The sequence below is a fragment of the Streptomyces sp. MGP-BFMKR1 genome (assembly GCF_057766585.1).
In genome coordinates, this window is sequence record NZ_CM173408.1 from 4,988,966 (window position 1) to 5,007,892 (window position 18,927).

Annotated in this window: 19 protein-coding genes; 9 read left to right on the forward strand and 10 right to left on the reverse strand. The window is 73.4% G+C overall.

What is annotated here, in order from left to right:
- Positions 1-262: 262 nt before the first annotated feature.
- Positions 263-460: a DUF397 domain-containing protein gene (locus tag AC3CHW_RS19590; RefSeq protein ID WP_398607659.1), complete on the reverse strand. Its 198-nt coding sequence runs from the start codon at positions 458-460 to the stop codon at positions 263-265.
- Positions 461-470: 10 nt separating this feature from the next.
- Positions 471-1,325, reverse strand: coding sequence for a helix-turn-helix domain-containing protein (locus AC3CHW_RS19595; protein ID WP_398607658.1), 855 nt, complete (start codon positions 1,323-1,325; stop codon positions 471-473).
- Between the two features lie 257 nt (positions 1,326-1,582).
- On the opposite strand from AC3CHW_RS19595, the gene AC3CHW_RS19600 reads away from it, so the two are divergent.
- A complete protein-coding gene (locus tag AC3CHW_RS19600) occupies positions 1,583-2,029 on the forward strand; it encodes an ATP-binding protein (RefSeq protein ID WP_488467307.1) in 447 nt (148 codons plus the stop codon).
- A 232-nt stretch (positions 2,030-2,261) separates the two neighbouring features.
- A complete protein-coding gene (locus tag AC3CHW_RS19605; RefSeq protein WP_488467308.1) occupies positions 2,262-3,446 on the forward strand; it encodes a methyltransferase domain-containing protein in 1,185 nt (394 codons plus the stop codon).
- 101 nt (positions 3,447-3,547) lie between these two features.
- Here AC3CHW_RS19605 and AC3CHW_RS19610 read toward each other — a convergent pair whose 3' ends face one another.
- Both AC3CHW_RS19610 and AC3CHW_RS19615 read right to left on the reverse strand, forming a co-directional pair.
- A complete protein-coding gene (locus tag AC3CHW_RS19610; RefSeq protein ID WP_488467309.1) occupies positions 3,548-3,745 on the reverse strand; it encodes a DUF397 domain-containing protein in 198 nt (65 codons plus the stop codon).
- A 170-nt stretch (positions 3,746-3,915) separates the two neighbouring features.
- Complete coding sequence (locus AC3CHW_RS19615) at positions 3,916-5,088, reverse strand: AAA family ATPase (RefSeq protein ID WP_488467310.1); 1,173 nt, start codon at positions 5,086-5,088, stop codon at positions 3,916-3,918.
- Positions 5,089-5,238: 150 nt separating this feature from the next.
- Between AC3CHW_RS19615 and AC3CHW_RS19620 the strand changes: the two genes are divergently transcribed.
- The 3 genes from AC3CHW_RS19620 (at position 5,239) to AC3CHW_RS19630 (ending at position 9,312) form a co-directional block, all read left to right on the forward strand.
- On the forward strand, positions 5,239-6,477 hold the full coding sequence (locus AC3CHW_RS19620) for a S1C family serine protease (protein WP_488467311.1): 1,239 nt from the start codon (positions 5,239-5,241) through the stop codon (positions 6,475-6,477).
- 412 nt (positions 6,478-6,889) lie between these two features.
- Entirely contained in the window at positions 6,890-7,690 is an 801-nt protein-coding gene (locus AC3CHW_RS19625) for a response regulator transcription factor (protein ID WP_459248904.1), read from the forward strand.
- A 155-nt stretch (positions 7,691-7,845) separates the two neighbouring features.
- Entirely contained in the window at positions 7,846-9,312 is a 1,467-nt protein-coding gene (locus AC3CHW_RS19630; protein ID WP_488471110.1) for a sensor histidine kinase, read from the forward strand.
- A 148-nt stretch (positions 9,313-9,460) separates the two neighbouring features.
- On the opposite strand, the gene AC3CHW_RS19635 is transcribed toward AC3CHW_RS19630, so the two are convergent.
- Entirely contained in the window at positions 9,461-9,880 is a 420-nt protein-coding gene (locus tag AC3CHW_RS19635; protein ID WP_488467312.1) for a hypothetical protein, read from the reverse strand.
- 67 nt (positions 9,881-9,947) lie between these two features.
- Between AC3CHW_RS19635 and AC3CHW_RS19640 the strand changes: the two genes are divergently transcribed.
- Positions 9,948-10,580 (forward strand): TetR/AcrR family transcriptional regulator, encoded by a 633-nt coding sequence (locus AC3CHW_RS19640; RefSeq protein WP_488467313.1) that lies wholly within the window; start codon positions 9,948-9,950, stop codon positions 10,578-10,580.
- Between the two features lie 39 nt (positions 10,581-10,619).
- Here the strand turns inward: AC3CHW_RS19640 and AC3CHW_RS19645 are convergent, their stop codons facing one another.
- The 4 genes from AC3CHW_RS19645 to AC3CHW_RS19660 form a co-directional block, all read right to left on the reverse strand.
- Complete coding sequence (locus AC3CHW_RS19645; protein WP_488467314.1) at positions 10,620-11,225, reverse strand: GNAT family N-acetyltransferase; 606 nt, start codon at positions 11,223-11,225, stop codon at positions 10,620-10,622.
- 162 nt (positions 11,226-11,387) lie between these two features.
- Positions 11,388-13,019 carry an LmeA family phospholipid-binding protein gene (locus AC3CHW_RS19650; protein ID WP_488467315.1) on the reverse strand — a complete coding sequence of 544 codons (1,632 nt, stop codon included), beginning with the start codon at positions 13,017-13,019 and terminating at the stop codon, positions 11,388-11,390.
- A gap of 40 nt (positions 13,020-13,059) precedes the next feature.
- Positions 13,060-13,635: a DoxX family protein gene (locus tag AC3CHW_RS19655; RefSeq protein WP_488467316.1), complete on the reverse strand. Its 576-nt coding sequence runs from the start codon at positions 13,633-13,635 to the stop codon at positions 13,060-13,062.
- Between the two features lie 291 nt (positions 13,636-13,926).
- Positions 13,927-14,757, reverse strand: coding sequence for a pentapeptide repeat-containing protein (locus AC3CHW_RS19660; RefSeq protein ID WP_488471111.1), 831 nt, complete (start codon positions 14,755-14,757; stop codon positions 13,927-13,929).
- A 529-nt stretch (positions 14,758-15,286) separates the two neighbouring features.
- Here AC3CHW_RS19660 and AC3CHW_RS19665 point away from each other — a divergent pair.
- Genes AC3CHW_RS19665 through AC3CHW_RS19675 form a run of 3 tightly spaced genes read left to right on the forward strand, consistent with a single transcriptional unit; the run spans position 15,287 to position 17,633 of the window.
- Positions 15,287-16,003 (forward strand): transmembrane-type terpene cyclase, encoded by a 717-nt coding sequence (locus AC3CHW_RS19665; protein ID WP_488467317.1) that lies wholly within the window; start codon positions 15,287-15,289, stop codon positions 16,001-16,003.
- Positions 16,000-16,701, forward strand: a complete 702-nt coding sequence (locus AC3CHW_RS19670) for a tRNA-dependent cyclodipeptide synthase (protein WP_398607647.1) — start codon at positions 16,000-16,002, stop codon at positions 16,699-16,701. The genes AC3CHW_RS19665 and AC3CHW_RS19670 overlap by 4 nt, the downstream gene beginning before the upstream one ends.
- Entirely contained in the window at positions 16,698-17,633 is a 936-nt protein-coding gene (locus AC3CHW_RS19675; RefSeq protein ID WP_488467318.1) for a squalene/phytoene synthase family protein, read from the forward strand. Before AC3CHW_RS19670 ends, AC3CHW_RS19675 begins: the two co-directional genes overlap by 4 nt.
- Positions 17,634-17,950: 317 nt before the next feature.
- Here the strand turns inward: AC3CHW_RS19675 and AC3CHW_RS19680 are convergent, their stop codons facing one another.
- Positions 17,951-18,835, reverse strand: coding sequence for a GNAT family N-acetyltransferase (locus AC3CHW_RS19680; RefSeq protein ID WP_488467319.1), 885 nt, complete (start codon positions 18,833-18,835; stop codon positions 17,951-17,953).
- Between the last annotated feature and the right edge of the window lie 92 nt (positions 18,836-18,927).

Sequence of the window (18,927 nt, forward strand, 5' to 3'; positions counted from 1 at the left end):
CCTCACCCGTCGACGGGGAGCGACGGGTGAGGGCACTTTTGAGGAACTCCCCCCATTGCTGCGCGAAAACGGGGGAGTCGCGCGCCGCCTGAGGTGTGGTCGTACGGGGGAATCGACCTGCGGCGGCGACGCACCGCGACCGTAGCGCTACGTCGAGCGAGAGAGCAAGACTGCTCCGGAGCATGCATGCGTACTGGCATATGCGCGCGCCCCCCGCCTGGTTCAGGCGGAGGGCGCGCGGTGGCGTCCTGTGCGCTGGGCGTTAGCCGGCGAAGTGGTCGAACTCGCCGGCCTTGACGCCCTGGATGAAGGCGCGGAGTTTGACGGGCGTGGTCTTGAGAATGACGTTCGGGTCGTCACTCTCTCGTACGAGGATTTCGCCTGCGTCTTCCGCGAGTTCGAGGCACTGCTCGCCGCCGGTCGACTTGCTCGACTTCTGCCACTTGATTTCGCTGGTCATTTCCTTGCTCTCACAATTCTCGTGCGATGTGGTGAATGAGGCTGCGCGACTCCTCCGGGGAGAGCGCGGCCCGCTTGGCGGCGTCAAGCAGGCTGCGATACCGATCCAGATCGGCGGGCATGTCGAGGAAGGCGCCCTTGTAGTGGCTGTCGACATGAACGGTGTCGAGTTGGGGCACGACTCCACTCGCGTACATCACGGTTTGCGCGACCTCGAAGAACTCGTCGTTGGTGAACGGGATCACCTGTACGGTCAGCCCGGGGCGCTCGGCGACGGTCAGCACGTACTCGAGTTGGGCGCGGGCGACCTTGCGTCCACCCACCCGCATGCGCAGGGCCGCCTCGTGCACGATCACCTCGCACTGCGGCGGGTTCTCCCGCTCCAAGACGCGGCGCCGACGCATGCGGTGCTCGACCCTCGCCCGTACCTCGTCCTCGGGGAGTCGCGGGATGACGCCGGCGAACAGCGCGTGCGCGTAATCCTCGGTCTGGAGTATTCCGGGGAACGTCACCGGTTGCAGGCAGCGCAGGGCCGTCGCGTGGTGTTCGAGTTCCGCGATATCCAGGAAACCGGGCGCGAGGACACCCCGGTACTCGTCCCACCAGTGCTGGCCGCGGTGTTCGCGTGCGATGGCGCACAACGCCTCGATGAGGGGCTCGTCGTCGCAGGCGTAGAAAACCGCGAGTTTGCGAATTCGCGCATCGCTCACGCCGATGCGACCGGCCTCGATGTTGCTGATCTTGGCCTGGTCGGTGGAGATCATCCCCGCCGCCTCGCGGGCGGTCTTTCCGGCTCGGTCTCGCAGCTTGCGTAGCTCGCCACCAAGCCGTGCCTGGCGAGCAGTTGGGCTGTCCCTCGGCGGCATGCGTTCCTTCCCTGTCCGCTCACAGTCTTGCGCGTAACGGTGCCACGGTCCACCCAGTAGGGCTAACTCTGAGCGACTACCTTGCTACGGAGCATGATTGCACCCTACGGTCACGTCACACACCGCGCCAGCACGCCGGGAAGACCCGAAGTGCAGTCATCCGCACGCCCGTTGAGGGCTCCCCGGGGGATGGCCAGAGCCACGGACGGCCGTGCAGCCGGCGCTCACGTCACGCTGGGACGTTGGGAGACATCGACATGAGCCAGACCGCACCACCACCGCTCAAAGCGGCGACGACGGCCCGTTTCGTCGTGCCGAACTCGGACCTCGCGCCCAGGATCCTGCGCCACCTCGTCACCACGCTCCTGGTCACCACCGGGCACGGGATCGTCGCCGACGACGCCCGCGTATGCGTGAGCGAGGTCATCACGAACGTGCACCGCCACACCCACACGTCACTGGTGTACCTCGACGTCACGCTGCACCCCGGTCGCGTACGGGTCGCCGTCTGGGACGAAGCCTGGGACCGGCACCCCGCCCCGGGCCGCGACGGCGTCACCTACGAGGAACGGGGGCGCGGCCTGCTGCTCGTCCAGCACCTGTGCGCCGAGTGGGGCGTCACCTGGCCGTCCAACTGCGAACACTCCCGCAAGCGGGTGTGGTTCGTGCTCGATGAGTCGGCGGGCCGAGACGGCGTGGTGTGACGAGGTGCGGGGCACGATGGCTGTGCGCGCCCGCTCGCCGCCGGCTCCCACTGACCAGAGTTCCTTGACGGACCGGCCACGGAACCCGCCTGGCCGCAGCACGACGACTTCGACCCACGATGGAGGACGCCATGGGCAAGCATGGAGGCAAGCCGGACACCGCCGAGAGCGACGGCCACAAGCCCGACAAACCCATCCCACCGGCCGCGCCCCCACCACCCCAGCCCAAGAAATGACCACGCCGGCCCTGGTCGGAGAGCTCGACGCCGCCGGGGTGTTGGCGGACGAGTGGCGGGAGGCCGTCACGGCCGTGGACCGGCGCCGCTTCCTGCCCGACCTGATCTGGACCCGCGACGGGGACGGCTGGACCCCGTGCTCCCGTACGGATGATCCGGAGCGGTGGGAGGCCCTGGCCCACTCCGACACCGCCCTGGTGACACAGATGACGGACGGCCCGGGCGCGGAACGGGTGCCGACCAGTTCCGCGAGCATGCCCCGCGTCGTGGCCACCATGCTGCGGGAACTGGCCCCCGAGGAGACCAGCCGGGTGCTGGAGATCGGAACCGGCACCGGCTACAACGCCGCGCTGCTCGCGCACCGCCTGGGGAGCCGGCGAGTGACCACGGTGGACATCGACCCGGACCTCACGCGGCGGGCCCGGTCGGCACTCGCCGCGCAGGGGCTCGACCCGACAGTGATCACCGCCGACGGGGAAGGCGGGTGGCCACCGGACGCCCCATACGACCGGATCATCGCCACCTGCGCGGTCCACCAGGTGCCCTACGCGTGGGTCGAACAGGCCGCCCCGGGCGCGGTGATCGTGACCCCGTGGGGAACCGCCCTACGCAACGGTGTACTGCTGCGCCTCACCGTCCGCTCGGTGTCGGGCGAGCTGGTCGCGTGGGGCCCGGTCGTGGACGACAGCGCGTTCATGTGGATGCGAGCCCAGGCCCCGGCGCACCGGGACGTCATGGCCACCGTGCACGCCAGCGGCGGCGGCGAAACGACCTCGCAGACACGGTTGGACCCGCACGACTCGTTCGGTGACGACGACGCACTCCACGCCGTCAGCGTCATGGTGGACTGTCGCAGCACCGTGGGGTACGACCCGCGGGACCCCACGGAGTGGACGCTCTGGCTGGCGGACGCGGCCACCGGATCGTGGGCCAGCGTGGACGTCGCCCCCGGCGCGGACGCGTACGAGGTGACGCAGCGCGGACCCCGGCGCCTGTGGGCCGAGGTGGAGCACGCGTACCAGTGGTGGGCGGCCGCCGGCCGGCCGGCGCGGACCCGCTACGGGCTCACCGTCACCCGCACGGGCCAGCACGTCTGGCTCGACCACCCCGACCAACCGGTGCCGCGCGCTCCTCGGAGCCCGGCGTCCGCGATGCGCGGCGGTGCGTCACAGAACCTCTGACGCACGGACACGACAGGACGGCCCGTCCCCGAAGGCGTGGGGTGGGGCGGGCTGGCTGTTGTGGCTCGCCTCCACCGGGGCGCCGGCGGGGGCGTTGGGCGCTAGTTGGTGAGGTGGTCGAACTCGCCCGCCTTGGCGCCTTGGACGAAGGCGGCGAGTTGTTCCGGCGTCGCGCTGATGACGACCTCGGGAGCCTGACTCTCGCGCATCAGGATCAGGCCGTCCTGCAACGACGTCTCGAAGCAGTTGTTTCCGCCCCCGCCGCAGAACGATGAACGCTGCCAATCGTTTTCTGGCACCTTCCGCCTCCTTGTGGCTCGTGCGTGACTCCTCTCAGAAGAACAGGACTCCAGCATGAGGACAACGCAACGGATGACTTCGCGCACCGATGAACCTCACTGCGGCCTTCCACGACGGTGGCCCGGGCAGGGGCGGGGGGCTATCGCTGTACCCCTCCGAAGAAACGCGCCTAAACCGGCAAGAGCTGGTCGTTCCTCAGTAGTTCGCCCGGAGTGTAGAGGTGTTCGCGGAGGGCGAGGGCCCCTGCCTCGTCCAGGGGGCCGATCCGGGTCTCGCCGTCGATGGCGCGGACGGCCCGTAGTTCGGAGAGTTCGAAGTCGTGGCGGTCGAGCAGGTCGGGGCTGTGGCTGGTGACGATGACCTGCCGGCGCTCGCTCGCGTCGCGCAGCGCGTCGAGGAGTACGCCGGCGGCGGCCGGGTGCAGGGCGCTTTCCGGTTCCTCGATGCCGATGGTGCTGAGCGTGCTGCCGGTGCCGGCGAAGAGGGAGACGAGGACGCCGAGCGCGCGGAGGGTGCCGTCGGAGACGGACTGCGCCTGGAAGCGCCAGGGGCTCTGGGCACCCGGGGCGTCCTGGAGGAATTCCAACGTCTCCCAGTTGCCCAGTTCGGCGCGGGTCACCCCGCGCATGCCGGGGACGATCTGTTGCAGGTACTCCTCGATGCGGGCCTGATTGGCGCGGCCCCGGCCGCTGCGCTGGAGGCGGTGCAGGACGCTGGCGGTGTTGGAGCCGTCGCGGTGCAGGAACTCTCCGGAATCCGGCGTCTGGGGCTGACGCATCACGTCCGGGTTGAGGCTGAACACGCTGATGCCCGCGAGGCCGTCGTACACGGGTCTGAACGGTTCGAGGCCGGCGGCCGTCACGAGGGTGAGACGCTGCTCGCCGACCGGGGGCATGACGGCCTCGGTCGTGTGCGTCATCTCGCCGTCCACGACGCGGAAGCTGGCGGCCGGGCGGCCCTCCTCCGGGTCAGACCGTACGCCGTGCCAGACGTGGCAGTGTTCGCGGGCGACCCGGAAGCCGCCACCTTCCACAGCGGCCACCTCGAAGCCGTACTCACCGTGGAAGTCCGGCGCCCGGAACTCCAGGTCGACGGCGAAGCGCGCCGGGTGACCGGCGGTCCGGCGACACACCTCCGTCACCCCGCCGCGGCTGCGGAGGGCCTGGTCGAGTGAGGTCTGCAAGGACTCGGAGAGGAGCCGCAACGCGTCGAGGAAGTTGCTCTTGCCCGCTCCGTTCGGGCCGACGAGCAGCAGCAACCGGCCCAGCTCGACGTCGGCCGCCGCGATGCTCCGGTAGTGCCGCAGCCGGACGCGGGTCAGCGAGAAGTAGTTGTCCTGCATGCGGCCAGTCTGGCAGGAAGCGACTCCTGTCCCCCGGGGGACAGCCGGGGCGCGCCCCGGCCCCGCGTTTACACCCGCCCTACGCGCTTCTGTCGGCCTTCTCAGGCCGGTCTCAGAGAGTTCTCATAAACGCCCAGCACAGTCGTAGCCATGACCGAGAACCTCCGCCGCGACGGCGACATCGCAGGCCCCGCCCCCGTAGCAGGCTCCGCTTCCTCCGCCGCGTCGGCGGACAGTTCGGGGTACCCGTACGCGACAACCGGTGCGGGCGGCGCGACGCCGCCCCCGCCGCCCGCGCACGCTCCCGGGCCGCCGGTGGCGCCTGCGGCGCCCGTGCCGCCGGCCGCCCCGGCGTACGAGCCGGCCGGTGCGGTGACCACCGCGTCCGGCGTGCGGATGTGGCCGGGTGGCGGGCACGCGGGCGGTGGCGGCAACGGGACCGCCGCGACCGGGCCGTACGCCACGTTCGGCCCGGACGCCCCGCACGGCGGGGCGCACGGGGCCGGGCCGGGGAGGTCGCGCGGGCGGCGGACCGGGGTGTTGCTCGCGGCGGTCGCGCTGGTGTCGGCGGTGGTGGCGGGGGCGACCGGCGCGTTCGTCGGGAGCCGGCACGACGGGGGGTCGAGTAGTACGTCGGCGGCGCCGGTGGTGAGCGCGGGGGCCAAGGACGGGGCCGTGGGGAGCGTCACCGAGGTGGCGAAGGCGCTCGCGCCCAGCATCGTGGAGATCACGGCGGGTACGAACCAGGGGCAGTCGCTCGGCTCCGGGGTGATCATCTCGGAGGACGGCGAGATCGTCACCAACAACCACGTCGTCGCCGGCTCCCAGGACATCACCGTGACCCTGAGCGACGGCACGAAGAAGAAGGCGTCGCTGGTGGGCGCCGACGCGTCCAAGGACCTCGCGCTCATCAAGGTGGCGGACGCCAGTGGGCTGCGCGCCGCCAAGCTCGGCGACTCCAAGGCGGTCAAGGTGGGCGACGAGGTGGTGGCCATCGGTTCGCCCGAGGGGCTGACGGGCACGGTCACCAGCGGCATCGTCTCCGCGCTCGACCGCGAGGTGACGGTGGCCAGCGACGAGGGGCAGCAGCCGGGGCCGCGAGGTGACGGGGGCTGGCCGTTCGAGTTCGAGGGCCGCGAGTACAACGGTGACGTGGGCCAGTCCAAGACCAGCTACCGGGCCATCCAGACCGACGCCTCGCTCAACCACGGCAACTCCGGCGGCGCCCTCATCAACATGAAGGGCGAGGTCATCGGCATCAACTCGGCCATCTCCTCGCCCGCGTCGGCGGGCGGCTCGGGCGGCAGTGTCGGGCTCGGCTTCGCCATCCCGAGCGAGACGGTCAAGCAGGACCTGAACGCGTTGCGCGGCGGCGGCACCAACGTGTGAGGCCGCCCGCACCGGGCAGTCGGCGGTAGCCGGAGCGAACCGGTGAGCCGGCGGTGGTCGGAGCGAACCAGCACGCCGGCGGCGGTAGCCGGAGCGAACCGGCCGAGGCGCACGGCCTCGTCCGCCGGGTGGGCCCCCGTGGGGGGTGGTCCGTCCGGCGCGGCGGGCCGTGCGCCTGCCTGTGCGGGGCCCCGCGACCACGGGCGGGGCCGGCGGTGGACCGGCTGCCCGGCAGGGGCCTCTCGGCTCGACTGTCGGCGCGCTGCGCGCGCCCCTGCGTACGCTCCCCGTGGGGCATCCGTCCCGTTCCGCCCGTAGGTCACCCATGAGCCACCCGTAAGCCACCACCCGCCCGCCCCGCTCGTGGGCGGGCCGCGCGTTCCGCGCCCGTCACCGCGAAGGAAGAGCGTCGATGAGTCCCGCCGAGCACGGTGAGCGTCCCGGCCCCGCCCGCATCCTCGTCGTCGATGACGAGCCCGCCGTCCGCGGGGCGCTGCGGCGCAGCCTGGCGTTCGAGGGGTACGAGGTCGTCGAGGCCGTGGACGGGCTCGACGCGTTGGAGAAGGCCGAGGGCTGCGCGCCGGAGTTGATCGTGCTGGACGTGCTGATGCCCCGGATGGACGGGCTGACGGCGGCCAGACGGCTGCGCGCCGCCCGGGTGACCGTGCCGATCCTCATGCTGACGGCGCGCGACACGGTGGGGGACCGGGTCACGGGTCTGGACGCGGGGGCCGACGACTACCTGGTCAAGCCGTTCGAGCTGGACGAGCTGTTGGCCCGCATCCGGGCCCTGCTGCGGCGCAGCTCGTACGCGACCGCCGCCGCCGGCGGGGCGGCCGAGCCGGACGCGGGCCAGGTGCTGGAATTCGCCGACCTGCGGATGGACCTGGCGACGCGGGAGGTCAGCCGGGGCGGGCGGCGGGTGGAGCTGACCCGTACCGAGTTCACCCTTCTCGAACTCTTCCTGGCCCACCCGCGCCAGGTGCTCACCCGGGAACAGATCCTCAAGGCGGTCTGGGGCTTCGACTTCGAGCCGTCGTCCAACTCGCTCGACGTGTACGTGATGTACCTGCGGCGCAAGACCGAGGCGGGCGGCGAGCAGCGGTTGGTGCACACCGTGCGCGGCGTCGGCTACGTGCTGCGCGCCGACGACCACGGTCACGGCCAGGGCCAGGTCCACCGGCACGGCCCCGAGCGCGGGGCCGGCGCGTGAGCGTCCCGCCGCCGCCCCCGGCGCACCCCCCGCACCAGCCCGCCGGCCCCGGCCCCGCCGCTCCGTACGACTCGACCCGGACCCCGAGCCCGTCCCCGCCGGCCGGCAGTACGGCGGCGCCGCACGTCGGGGGGCGGCGGTCGTGGCGTACCCGGCTGCCGTTGCGCTCGCGGCTCGCGCTGCTCACCGCGCTGGCGGTGGCGTTCGCGGTCGCGCTGTCCGCCGTCGCCTGCTGGGTGATCACGCGCGAGCAGCTCCGCGACGAGATCGACAACTCGCTGAGCGGCCTTGAGGTCAAACCCTCCTACCTCCAGGCCACCCTGGAGCGCTGCCCGCAGGGCGAGCCCGAGCCGAGCCGGGACGCCGGGCCGAGCCTGGTGTACGTCCAGACGGTGGGGCCGAACGGCGGCCGGTGCGTGGGCCCGGGCTCCAAGCCGGTGAAGGTCGACAACGAGGACATCCACGTCGCCCGCGGGTTGAACGACGAGGTGCTGCGGGACGGCCGGACCGACCGGGGCGCGCCGGTGCGGGTGCTCACCAAGAACTACGCGGTCGGCGACACCGTGTTCGCCGTGTCCATGTCCCGGCCGCTGGCCGAGACCAACAGCGCGCTGAGCACGCTGGCCCTGGTCCTCGCGGTGGTCGCCGGGATCGGCGTGCTCGGCGCGGCGACCGCGGGCCTCGCCGTCGCCCGGGCCGGGCTGCGCCCGGTGGACCGGCTGACCGGGGCCGTCGAGCACATCGCCCGCACCGAGGACCTGGCCACCACCATCCCGGTGGAGGGCCGGGACGAGATCGCCCGGCTCTCGCGCTCGTTCAACTCGATGACCGCCGCCCTCGCCTCGTCCCGCGACCGGCAGCAGCAGCTCATCGCGGACGCCGGGCACGAGCTGCGCACCCCGCTCACCTCGCTGCGGATGAACGTCGAACTGCTCGCCCGCAGCGAGGAGACGGGCCGCGCGCTGCCGCCCGAGGACCGCAGGGAGCTGCTGGCCAGCGTGAAGGCGCAGATGACCGAGTTGGCCTCGCTCATCGGCGACCTCCAGGAACTCAACCGCGCCGACGCCCCGCCCGGCAGCGGCCCGCCCCCGGTCGCCGCCCTGCACGAGGCGGCGGGCGCGGCGGTGGAGCGGGCCCGGCTGCGCGGCAAGGACGTGCGGATCACGGCGCGGCTCGCGCCCTGGTACGTGCCGGCCGAGCCCGCCACGCTGGAACGGGCCGTGATCAACCTGCTGGACAACGCGGTGAAGTTCAGCCCGCCCGGCGGCACCGTCGACGTGGTACTGCACGACGGCGTGCTGACCGTGCGGGACCACGGCCCGGGCATCCCGGCCGACGAACTGCCGCACGTCTTCGACCGGTTCTGGCGCTCCCCGTCGGCCCGCAGCATGCCGGGCTCGGGCCTCGGCCTGTCGATCGTGGCCCGTACGGTGCAGCGCGCGGGCGGCGAGGTGTCCCTGCGGCCGGCCGACGGCGGCGGCACGGTGGCCTTCGTCCGCCTGCCCGGCGCCCCCCACCCCCCACCCGAGGAGCCCCCGCCCGGGACGGCTGGGTCGGGTGGGTCGGGTGGGACGGGTGGGACGAGCGAGTCGGCTGGGCCGGTCGGGCCTGGTGCGGGTTGACCGGTACGGGCGGACCCGGCCTGGTCGGGGCCGGGTAGGGCGGATTCGGTGTGGTCGGGCCCGGTCGGGGCCGGGTGAGGCGAGCCCGGTGGGGGCGGGCCCGGTCGGGGCCGGGCCCGCCCGCTGGTGGGCGGCGGGGCTCCGGCCGTCAGTGGGTGGCGGGCCGCGCGTCCGGCCGTGCGGGCGCTGCGGCCACCAGGAGCGCGGCGAGCACGAGGGGGGCGGCCACCTGGTACCCGAGCCAGACCTCGCCCCCGGCCGTGCCGCCCCGCCACGCCACCAGCAGGCCGGCGAGCGTGGCCAGCGCCCAGCCGCCGTCGTAGCCGATCATGAGCCGGATGTAGGTACGGGCCGGGCGCCCGCGTACGTACCGCAGCTCGATCCCGCCGCCGATCAGCAGCGCGACGCCGGTGGTCACCAGCAGCCAGACGGGCACGCCGAGTGGGGCGTCGAGGCGGGTGGCGCCGATGGCGAAGCCGGCGCCGAGCACCACCTTGAAGACCCCGTCGGCGATGATCCCCGCCCAGTGGCGCTCCGCCGTCGATGTCACAGTTCGGGCCTGCGTCATGAGCGTCCCTCTCCACTGCCTGGGCCAGGTGCCACGTTCGTAACTTCGTTATGAGGATAATGGAGTTATGAGAAAGACGAGAGAGCAGGCCAAGGAAGACAACCGCCGCGCCCTGCTGGACGCCGCCCTCCAGGTCGTCTCCCGCGACGGGTACCGGGCCAGGCTCGACGAGATCGCCGAGCTGGCCGGCCTGACGACCGGCGCCGTCTACTCCCTGTTCGGCAGCAAGGGGGGCCTGGTGGCGGCCCTGGTCACCGACTACCTCCAGCCGAGTTACGCGGAGATCGAGCAGGCGGTCCCGGCGGACCTGGATCTCCTGGCGGCGGTCGACGCCTTCGCCCGGTACTACCGGCGCGGCTCCGACGACCCCGCCGCCAGGTCGGAGCTGTCGTTGCAGATCACCCTGCTCGACATGGCCGTGCACGACCGCGAGCTGGGCTCCCGCCTCGCCGAGTCCATCCGGACCCAGGAACGCCGACTGGTCGCGCTGTTCACCGGCCGGGCGCACGCCGGCGGGGCCGTGACGGAGCGGCAGGCGCAGCGGCTGGTCACCGCGTTGCGGGCGTTGTTCGTCGGGCTCACCCAGGGCGTCGTCCTCGGCCTGGCCCACGGCGCCGACGAGCAGTTCTTCGCCGACTCGGCCCGCGCCCTGGCCTCCCGTACGACCCTGCTCGACGCGGGCGCGGCCCCGACCGACTGACGCGGGGCCATCGGCGACCCCGAGCCCCTTCGCCCGCGCTCAGCCTGACGCGTCGGCCGCCGGTTCGGCCGTGACCGCCCGCCGTGCGGCCCAGTCGGCCCGGCGCAGCTCGTACTCGACCTCACCGTGCTCGGTGCCCGGGAGCGGGTCGTCGAAGTGCACATGGAAGGTGCGGACGTAGCGCAGGCCGGCCTTCTCCATGACGCGTCGCGAGGCGGTGTTGACCGCCATGGTCTCGGCCCACACGCGCTGGACGCCGAGTTCGGCGAACCCCTTGTCGATCAGCGCCCGGGCCCCCTCGGTGGCCAATCCCCGGCCCCAGGTCGACGCCTTGAGCCGGTAGCCGAGTTCGACGTCCGTGACGCTGCCGTCGGCCGGGGGCTGGAGGCTCAGCCACCCCAGGAAGGACCCGGTGGCCCGCTCGACGGCGGCCCAGCGGCCGGCCGGGCCGAGGCGGTAGTCGAGCAGGATCTTCGGCAGCACCTCGTTCTCGATCACCGCGCGCGGCGTCGGCTCGCCGGTGAGGAACCGCATCACCCGTGGGTCGCTGTCCAACGCCACCAGGTTCTCCACGTCGGCGGCGGTGAACCGGCGCAGCGTCAGCCGCTCGGTCCGTACGAACACGTCCACGTCGTCCGTCGGCACGGTGTACTCCCCGGGTTGGCGGTCGCCATCGTGCCCGGGGGCGGCGCCGGCCGTCCACGGCATTTCGGCGGCGTGGCGGGGCGCGCCGGGACGGGGTGGGGCCGGCGGGGCGCCGCCACGCGCGGCGGCCCCACCGGCCCCACCCAAGTGACCGGCGGCGGGCTAGCGCTCGCGCGCAGCGCCGAACGGCAGGCTTTTTCCCGTCAGTTGGGCGTGGATGCCGTCCGCGCGGACGACGACGTCGCATAGCCGCACGTCACGCGCCTGCTTCGGCAGGTGGAAGGAGAGCGCGAGGCGCTCGGACAGTTCGGGCAGCCGCAGCGCGGTGAGCGCTGTCAGCAGCTTCGGGTCCAGGCCCAGCTTCTCCAGGAGCCACGGGTGGTCCCGTACGACGTCCACCAGGTTGACGCCCATCAGGAGCTGGACGAAGCGCGGCGCGCCGACGAGTTCGGTCAACCGCGCGTCGCTGCGCAGCGCCTGGTCGACGCGGCGCTGCGGGACGCCGATCCGGTCGGCGATCGCGGGCACGGACAGCAGGGCGCGCGCCTTCGCGGCGTCGCGGACGATCCGTTCGGCGGCCGGCCGGTGCAGCCGCAGCCCGGCGTCCGGGCCCGGCCGGTAGCTGGCCACCTCGGGGACGTCGAGCAGCATGTTGCTGATCTGCGTGGAGACGCCACGGCCGCCGTCCCGCTGGAGGCGCGCGTCGGCCCGTACGCGCAGCATCTGCCCCGCGACCGGCACCGTGCCGTCCGCGCGCACGGCGTTGTCGTCGAGCCTGCGGTAGCGCACCTGGGAGGCGCCGAGTTCGCGGCCGAGGTCGTCGAAGGAGAGCAGGACGTCGCCGCGCAGTGCGCCGATGAGGGCGCCGTCGATGGCGGCCGGTGAGTCGCCGCTCAACTCGATGTCCTCGGCCGTCGCGTGCACCCGGGCCAGCGAGACGCGATCGGCGGCCACGTCGGGCACGGTGACGTCGACCCGGTCGACGCGCTGCTGGGCGACCTGGGTGAGGAACGGGAACCCGTGGATCTCCACCTCGGGCGCGGCGGCCAGGTCGAGGTCCGCGCGCAGCCGCTCGGCCGCCTCGCGCTCGGCGTACAGGACCGCGCAGCGGTCGGCCAGGGTGAGGACGAGCGCGCAGACCACGACGCCGACCAGCAGCTTCGCGGTCAGCGGCACCGCCGCGAAGCGGCTGCGTCCGCGTTTGGCGCGGCGGTGGTTGGGCGGCGACCACGGTTCGTCGTCCTTGTCGTCGGACCGCAGCCCGAGCCGCCCCCCGAGGCCGAGCGGCTCCCCGTCGGCCCACGCGAACGGGCCGGGCTCGGGGCCGGGCACCGGCTCGGCGGCGGGCGCGTGCTCGGCGGCGGGCGTGTGCTCGCGGTGCTCGCCGTGGCCGCGCGGCCCGTACGTCTCGCCCGCGCGGTCCGCCGCGTAGTCGTGCCGGGACTCGTGGCGGTGGCCGGTGGTGCGGTAGGGGTGGGGATTGTGGCCGTGGCCGCCGTGGCCGCCGTGGCCGGGGTCGGCCGGTGGGTGGGGCTCGTCGGGGCCGGGGCGCCGGCGCCGGCCCCGGCTCTGGTCGCGGTCCGGGTCCGGGTCCGGGGGTGGGTCGGCGAGCGCGGCGAGTGCGGCGTACGGGTTGTACGGGCGGGGCGCCGGCCCGTCCGGTCGGGCCCGCGCCGGGGCGTGCGCCGGGTGGGGGTCGGCGTCGGGCTCCCCGGCGTGGGCTCCCGGCGGCGCTGACGCCTCGGTGAACTGCGGACGAGCTGAGGGTGAGGGTATGCGTGTGGGGGGTCGCATCGACGTATCCCACCACAACGGCCCGCCTCGAACGCAAGTCCTACCGTGGGTACGGCGCGGCGCGGGAGGTCTTCCGGCCGGGACCGGTGATCCCCCGGCGCCGCAACAGCCCGTCGACGGAGAGCGTGCCGGGGCCGGTGAAGGCCAGCAGCAGGAAGGCCCAGCAGAAGACCGCCGCGTCCTCGCCGCCGTTCTGGATCGGCCACAGCGCGGTGGGCTGGTGGACGTCGAAGTACGCGTAGGCCATCGAGCCCGAGCAGACCAGCGCCGCCGTGCGGGTGCCGAGGCCGAGCATCAGCATCGCGCCGCCGACGATCTGGATGACCGCGGCCGGCCCGGCGGGCCACGCGGTGAGTTCGGTCGTGCCGCCGTTGACCGGCATCTCCGGCAGGTCGAAGAAGCCGGCGCTGCCGTGGCAGAAGAAGAGCAGCCCGAGGACGCAGCGCGTGGCGGCGACGGCGTACGGGCCCGCCGCCTCGCGCAGCGCGGCGAGCCGGGCCGGGAGGCCGGGGAGGCCGGGGAGGCCGGCCGGGGCTTCGGCGTCCCGCCGCCGGCCGCGGGGTGAGGGGGCGGCGCCGGGGCGGCCCGGCGAGGAGAGGGTGGACGGGGAGGGCATGGCGGCCTCCTGGTGGTCGGACGGTGTCCGGCCCGACGGCGCCACGGGCTAACGGGCCACGCGGACGTCGGGGCGAACCGGCTGCCCCCAGCGTCGTGGCCGGCCCGCCCCCGGCGCGTCGTCCCCCGGGCGGCTGCCGCCGTGCTCCGAGCGGAGTACGCGCCGACTGGCGAAGCTCCGCGCGGAGTAGCCCAACTCGGCGACGGCGTCCACCACTTGAGGACCCGAGGTCGAGCGCCGGTGCCGCGTCGCCGGGCCCGCCGCGCCCCGTGACCGGCCGTCTCGGGTGAGCTACCAGTGGCCGGGGCGGGTGAGGCCGGCCGGCAGGGTCGTACGGGCGTCGCCCCGGGCGGCGTTGAGCTGGGCCTGGGTGAGGAAGAGGGCGCCGGTGAGGTCGGCGCCGTGCAGCGCGGTGTCGCGCAGGTCGGCCCCGATCAGGTCGGCCCCGCGCAGGTCGGCGTCGGTGAGGTCGGCGGCGATGAGCAGCGCCCCGCGCAGGTTGGCGCCCCGCAGCGACGTTCCGGCCAGCCGCGCCCCGACCAGGTCGGCGCCCCGCCGGTTCTTTTTGCGGCCGGGAACGGTCTGGTCGCGGACGAGCTGGCTGGCCCGTAGCAGCAGCGGGTTCACGGACTGACGCAGCGCGCCCACGTCCACGGCGGCGAGGGTGTCGGCGTCGGCACGGGTGAGCCGCCGCGTCTCGTCGGCGGCCCGGCGCAGCTCGCCGTGGAGCGGCCGGGCGGGTGCCATGTCCAGCGCCTGGGTGAGGTACCAGAGCACCTCGTGCACCTGGCGGGCCACCGCGAACACGTCGAACATGTGCCGCGCGGTCTCCGGGGCCCGCCGCCAGTCCCGCCCGCCGAAGGTGACCTGGGATACCTGCTGCCCGGCGCCGAAGCAGTCGAAGACCGTGCACCCGGAGAAGCCCTGTCCGCGCAGGTCCGCGTGGATGCCGCAGCGGAAGTCGGTGCGCAGGTTCGTACAGGGCCGCCCCGCGGGCTTGTCCACCGGGAAGTCGGCCGACGCGGCGAACGGCAGCGCGACGCAGCACAGCCCGAAACACCGCGAACAGTCGGCCCGCAGCGCGCCGTCGCCGCCGGCCGTGCCGGCCTCCGCGCCGTTCACGGTGCCGCCCGTCGCGCTGCCTGGCGCGCTGTGCGCGGTGCTGCTCGGCGCGCTGTGCGCGGTGCTGCCCGGCGTGCCGCTCGGCGTGCTGTTCGGCCGGTCGGGCGCCGCGTCGGGGCGGCCGGTCGCGGTCGGTCGTCCGGCGTGGTGCGGGGCCGGGGCGTGTCGTCGCTGTACCAACGTCTGTACTTCCCACGAGGTAGGGATGGGGTCTGTCGCCCCCGCGCGTTGGGGGGAGCCCCTATTGTCCCCGTACCGCGCTGGCGTGGCCGCCGGGCCCGTCGTCGCGCCCCGCGAGCGCCCGGCGGTGCGCCCGCACGCGCGTCCGCGGGCAGAGCCGTGCCCGAGATGGGCCATTTCGGCTTCTGTGAAAAGCATATTTATAGGGGTTCTCGCGGGCGCTAAGCCGTCTACGTACTCCGCCCGGAGTGCTCCCTCACGCCGTTGTGACGTTGCGGTATTCCGCTGTGCAATCGAATGCGGTCGCCGCGATCAGTGACGAGCGACCAGCACAGCTCCAAGGGGGGACATGGTAGACGGCATCCGTATGACGCTCGCCGCCGTATGCGGCCTGGGTTGGACCATCGCGTACGTGCTGGCGGTACGGACCGGACTGCGTGACAAGACGTACTGCATTCCGCTCGTGGCGCTCGCCATGAACATCTGCTGGGAATTCCAGTTCGTCTTCTTCCGATCCGCCGAACACATGTCGGGCAGTAATTCCGAGGTCGAGGGCGCCGAGGTGTTCATCGGCATCATCTGGCTCATCGTCGACTGCGGCCTGTTGTACACCGTTTTCCGATTCGGCCCGAACGAATTCCCCTACCTGCCGCGCCGCGTCTTCTACGCCGGCTTCGTCGTCGTGCTCGGCCTGGCCTACGCGGGGATCGAGGTGCTCTCCCGGGAGTTCGACGACGGGGACGTGGTCCTCACCAGCTTCGGCATGAACGTGGCCATGTCCGGGCTGTTCCTGGCGATGCTGGCCGTCCGGCAGTCGAGCCGCGGCCAGTCGATGGGCATCGCCGTGGCCAAGTTCGTGGGCACCACGTCCACCTGCCTCGCCTGGTTCTTCGACACCTCGGTCTACCCCGGCCCCTGGCTGCCGTACTGCACGGTGGCCTGCGTCCTGCTGGACGTGGCGTACATCGCCGCCCTCTCCGCCGTACTGCGCAGGGAGCGCGAGAGCGGCCGGCTCGCCGGCGATCGGTCCGAACTCCGGGACATCGAAAGGAATGCTTCGCTGTGACGAACACCAACCCTTCGACGGTCATGCCCACGTTCACCACCGAGCCCCTCACGGAGAACTGCCGGGACGTCTGCGCTCGGGGTGAGCACGCCCTCGTGGGGGTGTCGCCCGGCAACAGCTACTTCAGCGAGGAGCGGCTCACCGAACTGTTCCGCTGGGCCGGCAGCCTCTTCCGGCGGGTGGACGTCATGATCCCCGACTCGGCACAGCGCCACACCTGGCTCGCGCTCGGCTACACGCCCGGCCGGTCGCACCGCAAGTCGCACAACGAGTCGTCGCGCATCTTCAACCGGGTCAACCGGGCCTGGCAGGCGGCGGAGGTGCCCGACGTGGAGTTCGGCGCCTACCGGCTCTCCCAGATCGAGGAGCGCCCCCACTACCAGGAGTTGCTCCGGGAGAGCGAGAAGGCGTTGGCCGACGACCCCGAGACGCGCGAGAGCTACTACCGGGTGGTGCGCAAGGTGCTGCGCAACCACCTGGCCGGGGCCGAGCCGACCGAGGAGCAGGCCGCGGAGGCCGCGCGCTACCTGATCGCCGAGACGCCCTTCCTGATCAACACGCCACGGGTCATGGGCGTGACCAGCTCGACCGCCATCTACCAGCACCGGTTGGAGTTCATCGACCGGATCTACGCCGGCCAGACCCCCCTGCGCCGCGACGACCAGCAGGCTTTCCTCGTCACCCGGCCCGCGTCATGACCCGCCGGGAACTGGACGCGGCCGAGATCCGCGACCCGCTCCTCCGGGAGGCGTACGCGCTGTGCGAGACCCTCCTCCAGGAGGAGAACCACGCGTCCCACACCTGGATGCGCGACCAACTGCCGCCCGACCGAAGGCCGTACTGGGACGCCATGATCGCCTTCTGTGGGCACGCGGACGACCTGGTCGACGCGCACAACGTGCCGCTGGCGGAGCGGCTGCGCCGCTACGACGCGTTCACCCAGGACTTCTTCCGCATGCTGCACGCCACGCGGCAGGCCAGCCCCGCCACCGTGCTCGGCCCGCTGCCCGGCACGCCGGGCCGGCGCTCCGCCGGGGACGGGGTGCGCCTGGTGTCGCTGGCGTTCTGCGACTTCGTCCACACCTGGCGGCTGTGCGAGACGGGCGTCCGCCAGGCCGGCCAGGCGCTGCGGACGGACATCACCACCGAGGCGTACGACACGGCGCACGCGCTGGAGGAGTACATGCTCGGCGTCAGCGGCGAACCCTCGCGCTGGCTCGCCATCCTGCTCGCGCCGCGCGGTCAGGATCTGGCGGAGGGGGCCGAGAACGCGGCGATATCCTGGGGGTTCGGGCTCCAGACGCTGGACTTCCTGCTCGACATCGAGGAGGACCTGCGTCTGGGCAAGCTCTACGTCCCCCTCGACGACCTGCGCCGCTGCGGCCTGGAGCGCGCCGAGTTGGAGTCGACCGTCGCGGCCCGACAGACCTCGCAGCCGCTGCGTGATCTCGTCGGCTGCCAACTGGAGCGAGTGCGCCGCTACTTCACGGCCGCCGAGGGCTGGCTCGACCAGGCCCGCCCGGCGGGCTGGGAGGCGATCCGGGACTCGCTCACCGAGGGCTGGTCCACGGTGGACCGGCTCACCCGCTGCGACCACGACGTCTTCGCCCTGACCACCGAGTCGACGTAACCCGCAGGGCGTACCCCCGTAGCCCGCGGGGCGTACCCCCGCGGGCCCGGGGGTGTGGTCCCCGGGTCGTAGCCCGGGGGTTGTCACCCCGTAACCCCGTCGTCGTACGGCCGCGGGCTCCGCCCCGGCGCGGGGTGCGGGCGCCGCGCCCCGGCTCCCGCCCCGCCCCGCGCACCGCCGCGCCCGGGCGGTCGCCCGCTGCTGCGCCCCCAGCACCGCCTCCCGCTGGGGGCGCGGCGCCCTTCCCGCCGACACGCGTACGGGCACGGGTACGCGCACGGGCACGGGTACGGGTACGGGTCTGGGTACGGGTCCGGTCAGGCGCCGTGCACGTACGGTGTGGTGGTGGCCAACTGGGCGAAGCCCAGGCGGTGCAGGATGGGGCGGCTGTCGTCGGAGGCGTCGACCTGGAGGTAGCGGTAGCCGCGCTCGGCCGCGACGCGGGCGCGGTAGGCGATCAGAGCGCGGTAGATGCCCCGGCCGCGCCAGGCCGCCACCGTGCCGCCGCCCCACAGGCCGACGAAGTCGGTGCCCGGGTAACACTCCATGCGGGCCGCGCACACCGGCTCGTCGCCGGCCATGGCGAGCACGGCGACCATCGTGTCCGTGCCGTCGGCCAACTGCTCGGCGATGCGGTGGTGCAGCCGCGTCGCGTCCGTCCCGAACGCCCGCGCGTGGACGTCCGCCATCAGCCCCACGTCGGCCGCGTCGCGGACCGGGCGCAGCGTGACGCCCTCCGGCAGCGGGACGTCACCGGTCATCCGCTCGACCTCCGTCACCATCAGCGCCTCGGCCGGCTCGGGCACGAAGCCCGCCGCCAGCAGCCGCTTCCCCAGGTCGGCCGGCTCGTCGTAGTCGTACAGCTTCCACTCGAACTCCACGCCGGCCGCGCCGAAGTGGCGCACCTGCTCGGCGATGGCCGCGTCGGCCGTCTCCGGGGTCAGCCGCGACCAGAGGACACCGTTCCAACCGTCGGTGGTGCTGGTCTGCCGGACGATGTCGGCCATCCGCTCGACGCGGGAGTCGGCACCGTCGGGCGGCACGCCCTGCCGCAACTGCCGGTCGAACTCCGCCCGCAGCGCCTCCCGTCGGGCCGCGTCCTGGGAGGCGGGCGTGTCACGGGTGGAGTCGTCGTGCGTGCGGTCGGCCGCGCGCTCGCGCGGGTCGCCGTCAGGGGCGGGGTGTGCCTCGCTGTGTTCCATGCGGCACACCACAGCACCCGCCGCCCCGCCCGGCAACGCGATTTAGCCCGCGCGGCCACCCCCACCCGCCGCCGGACCAGGGCGGGCCGGCG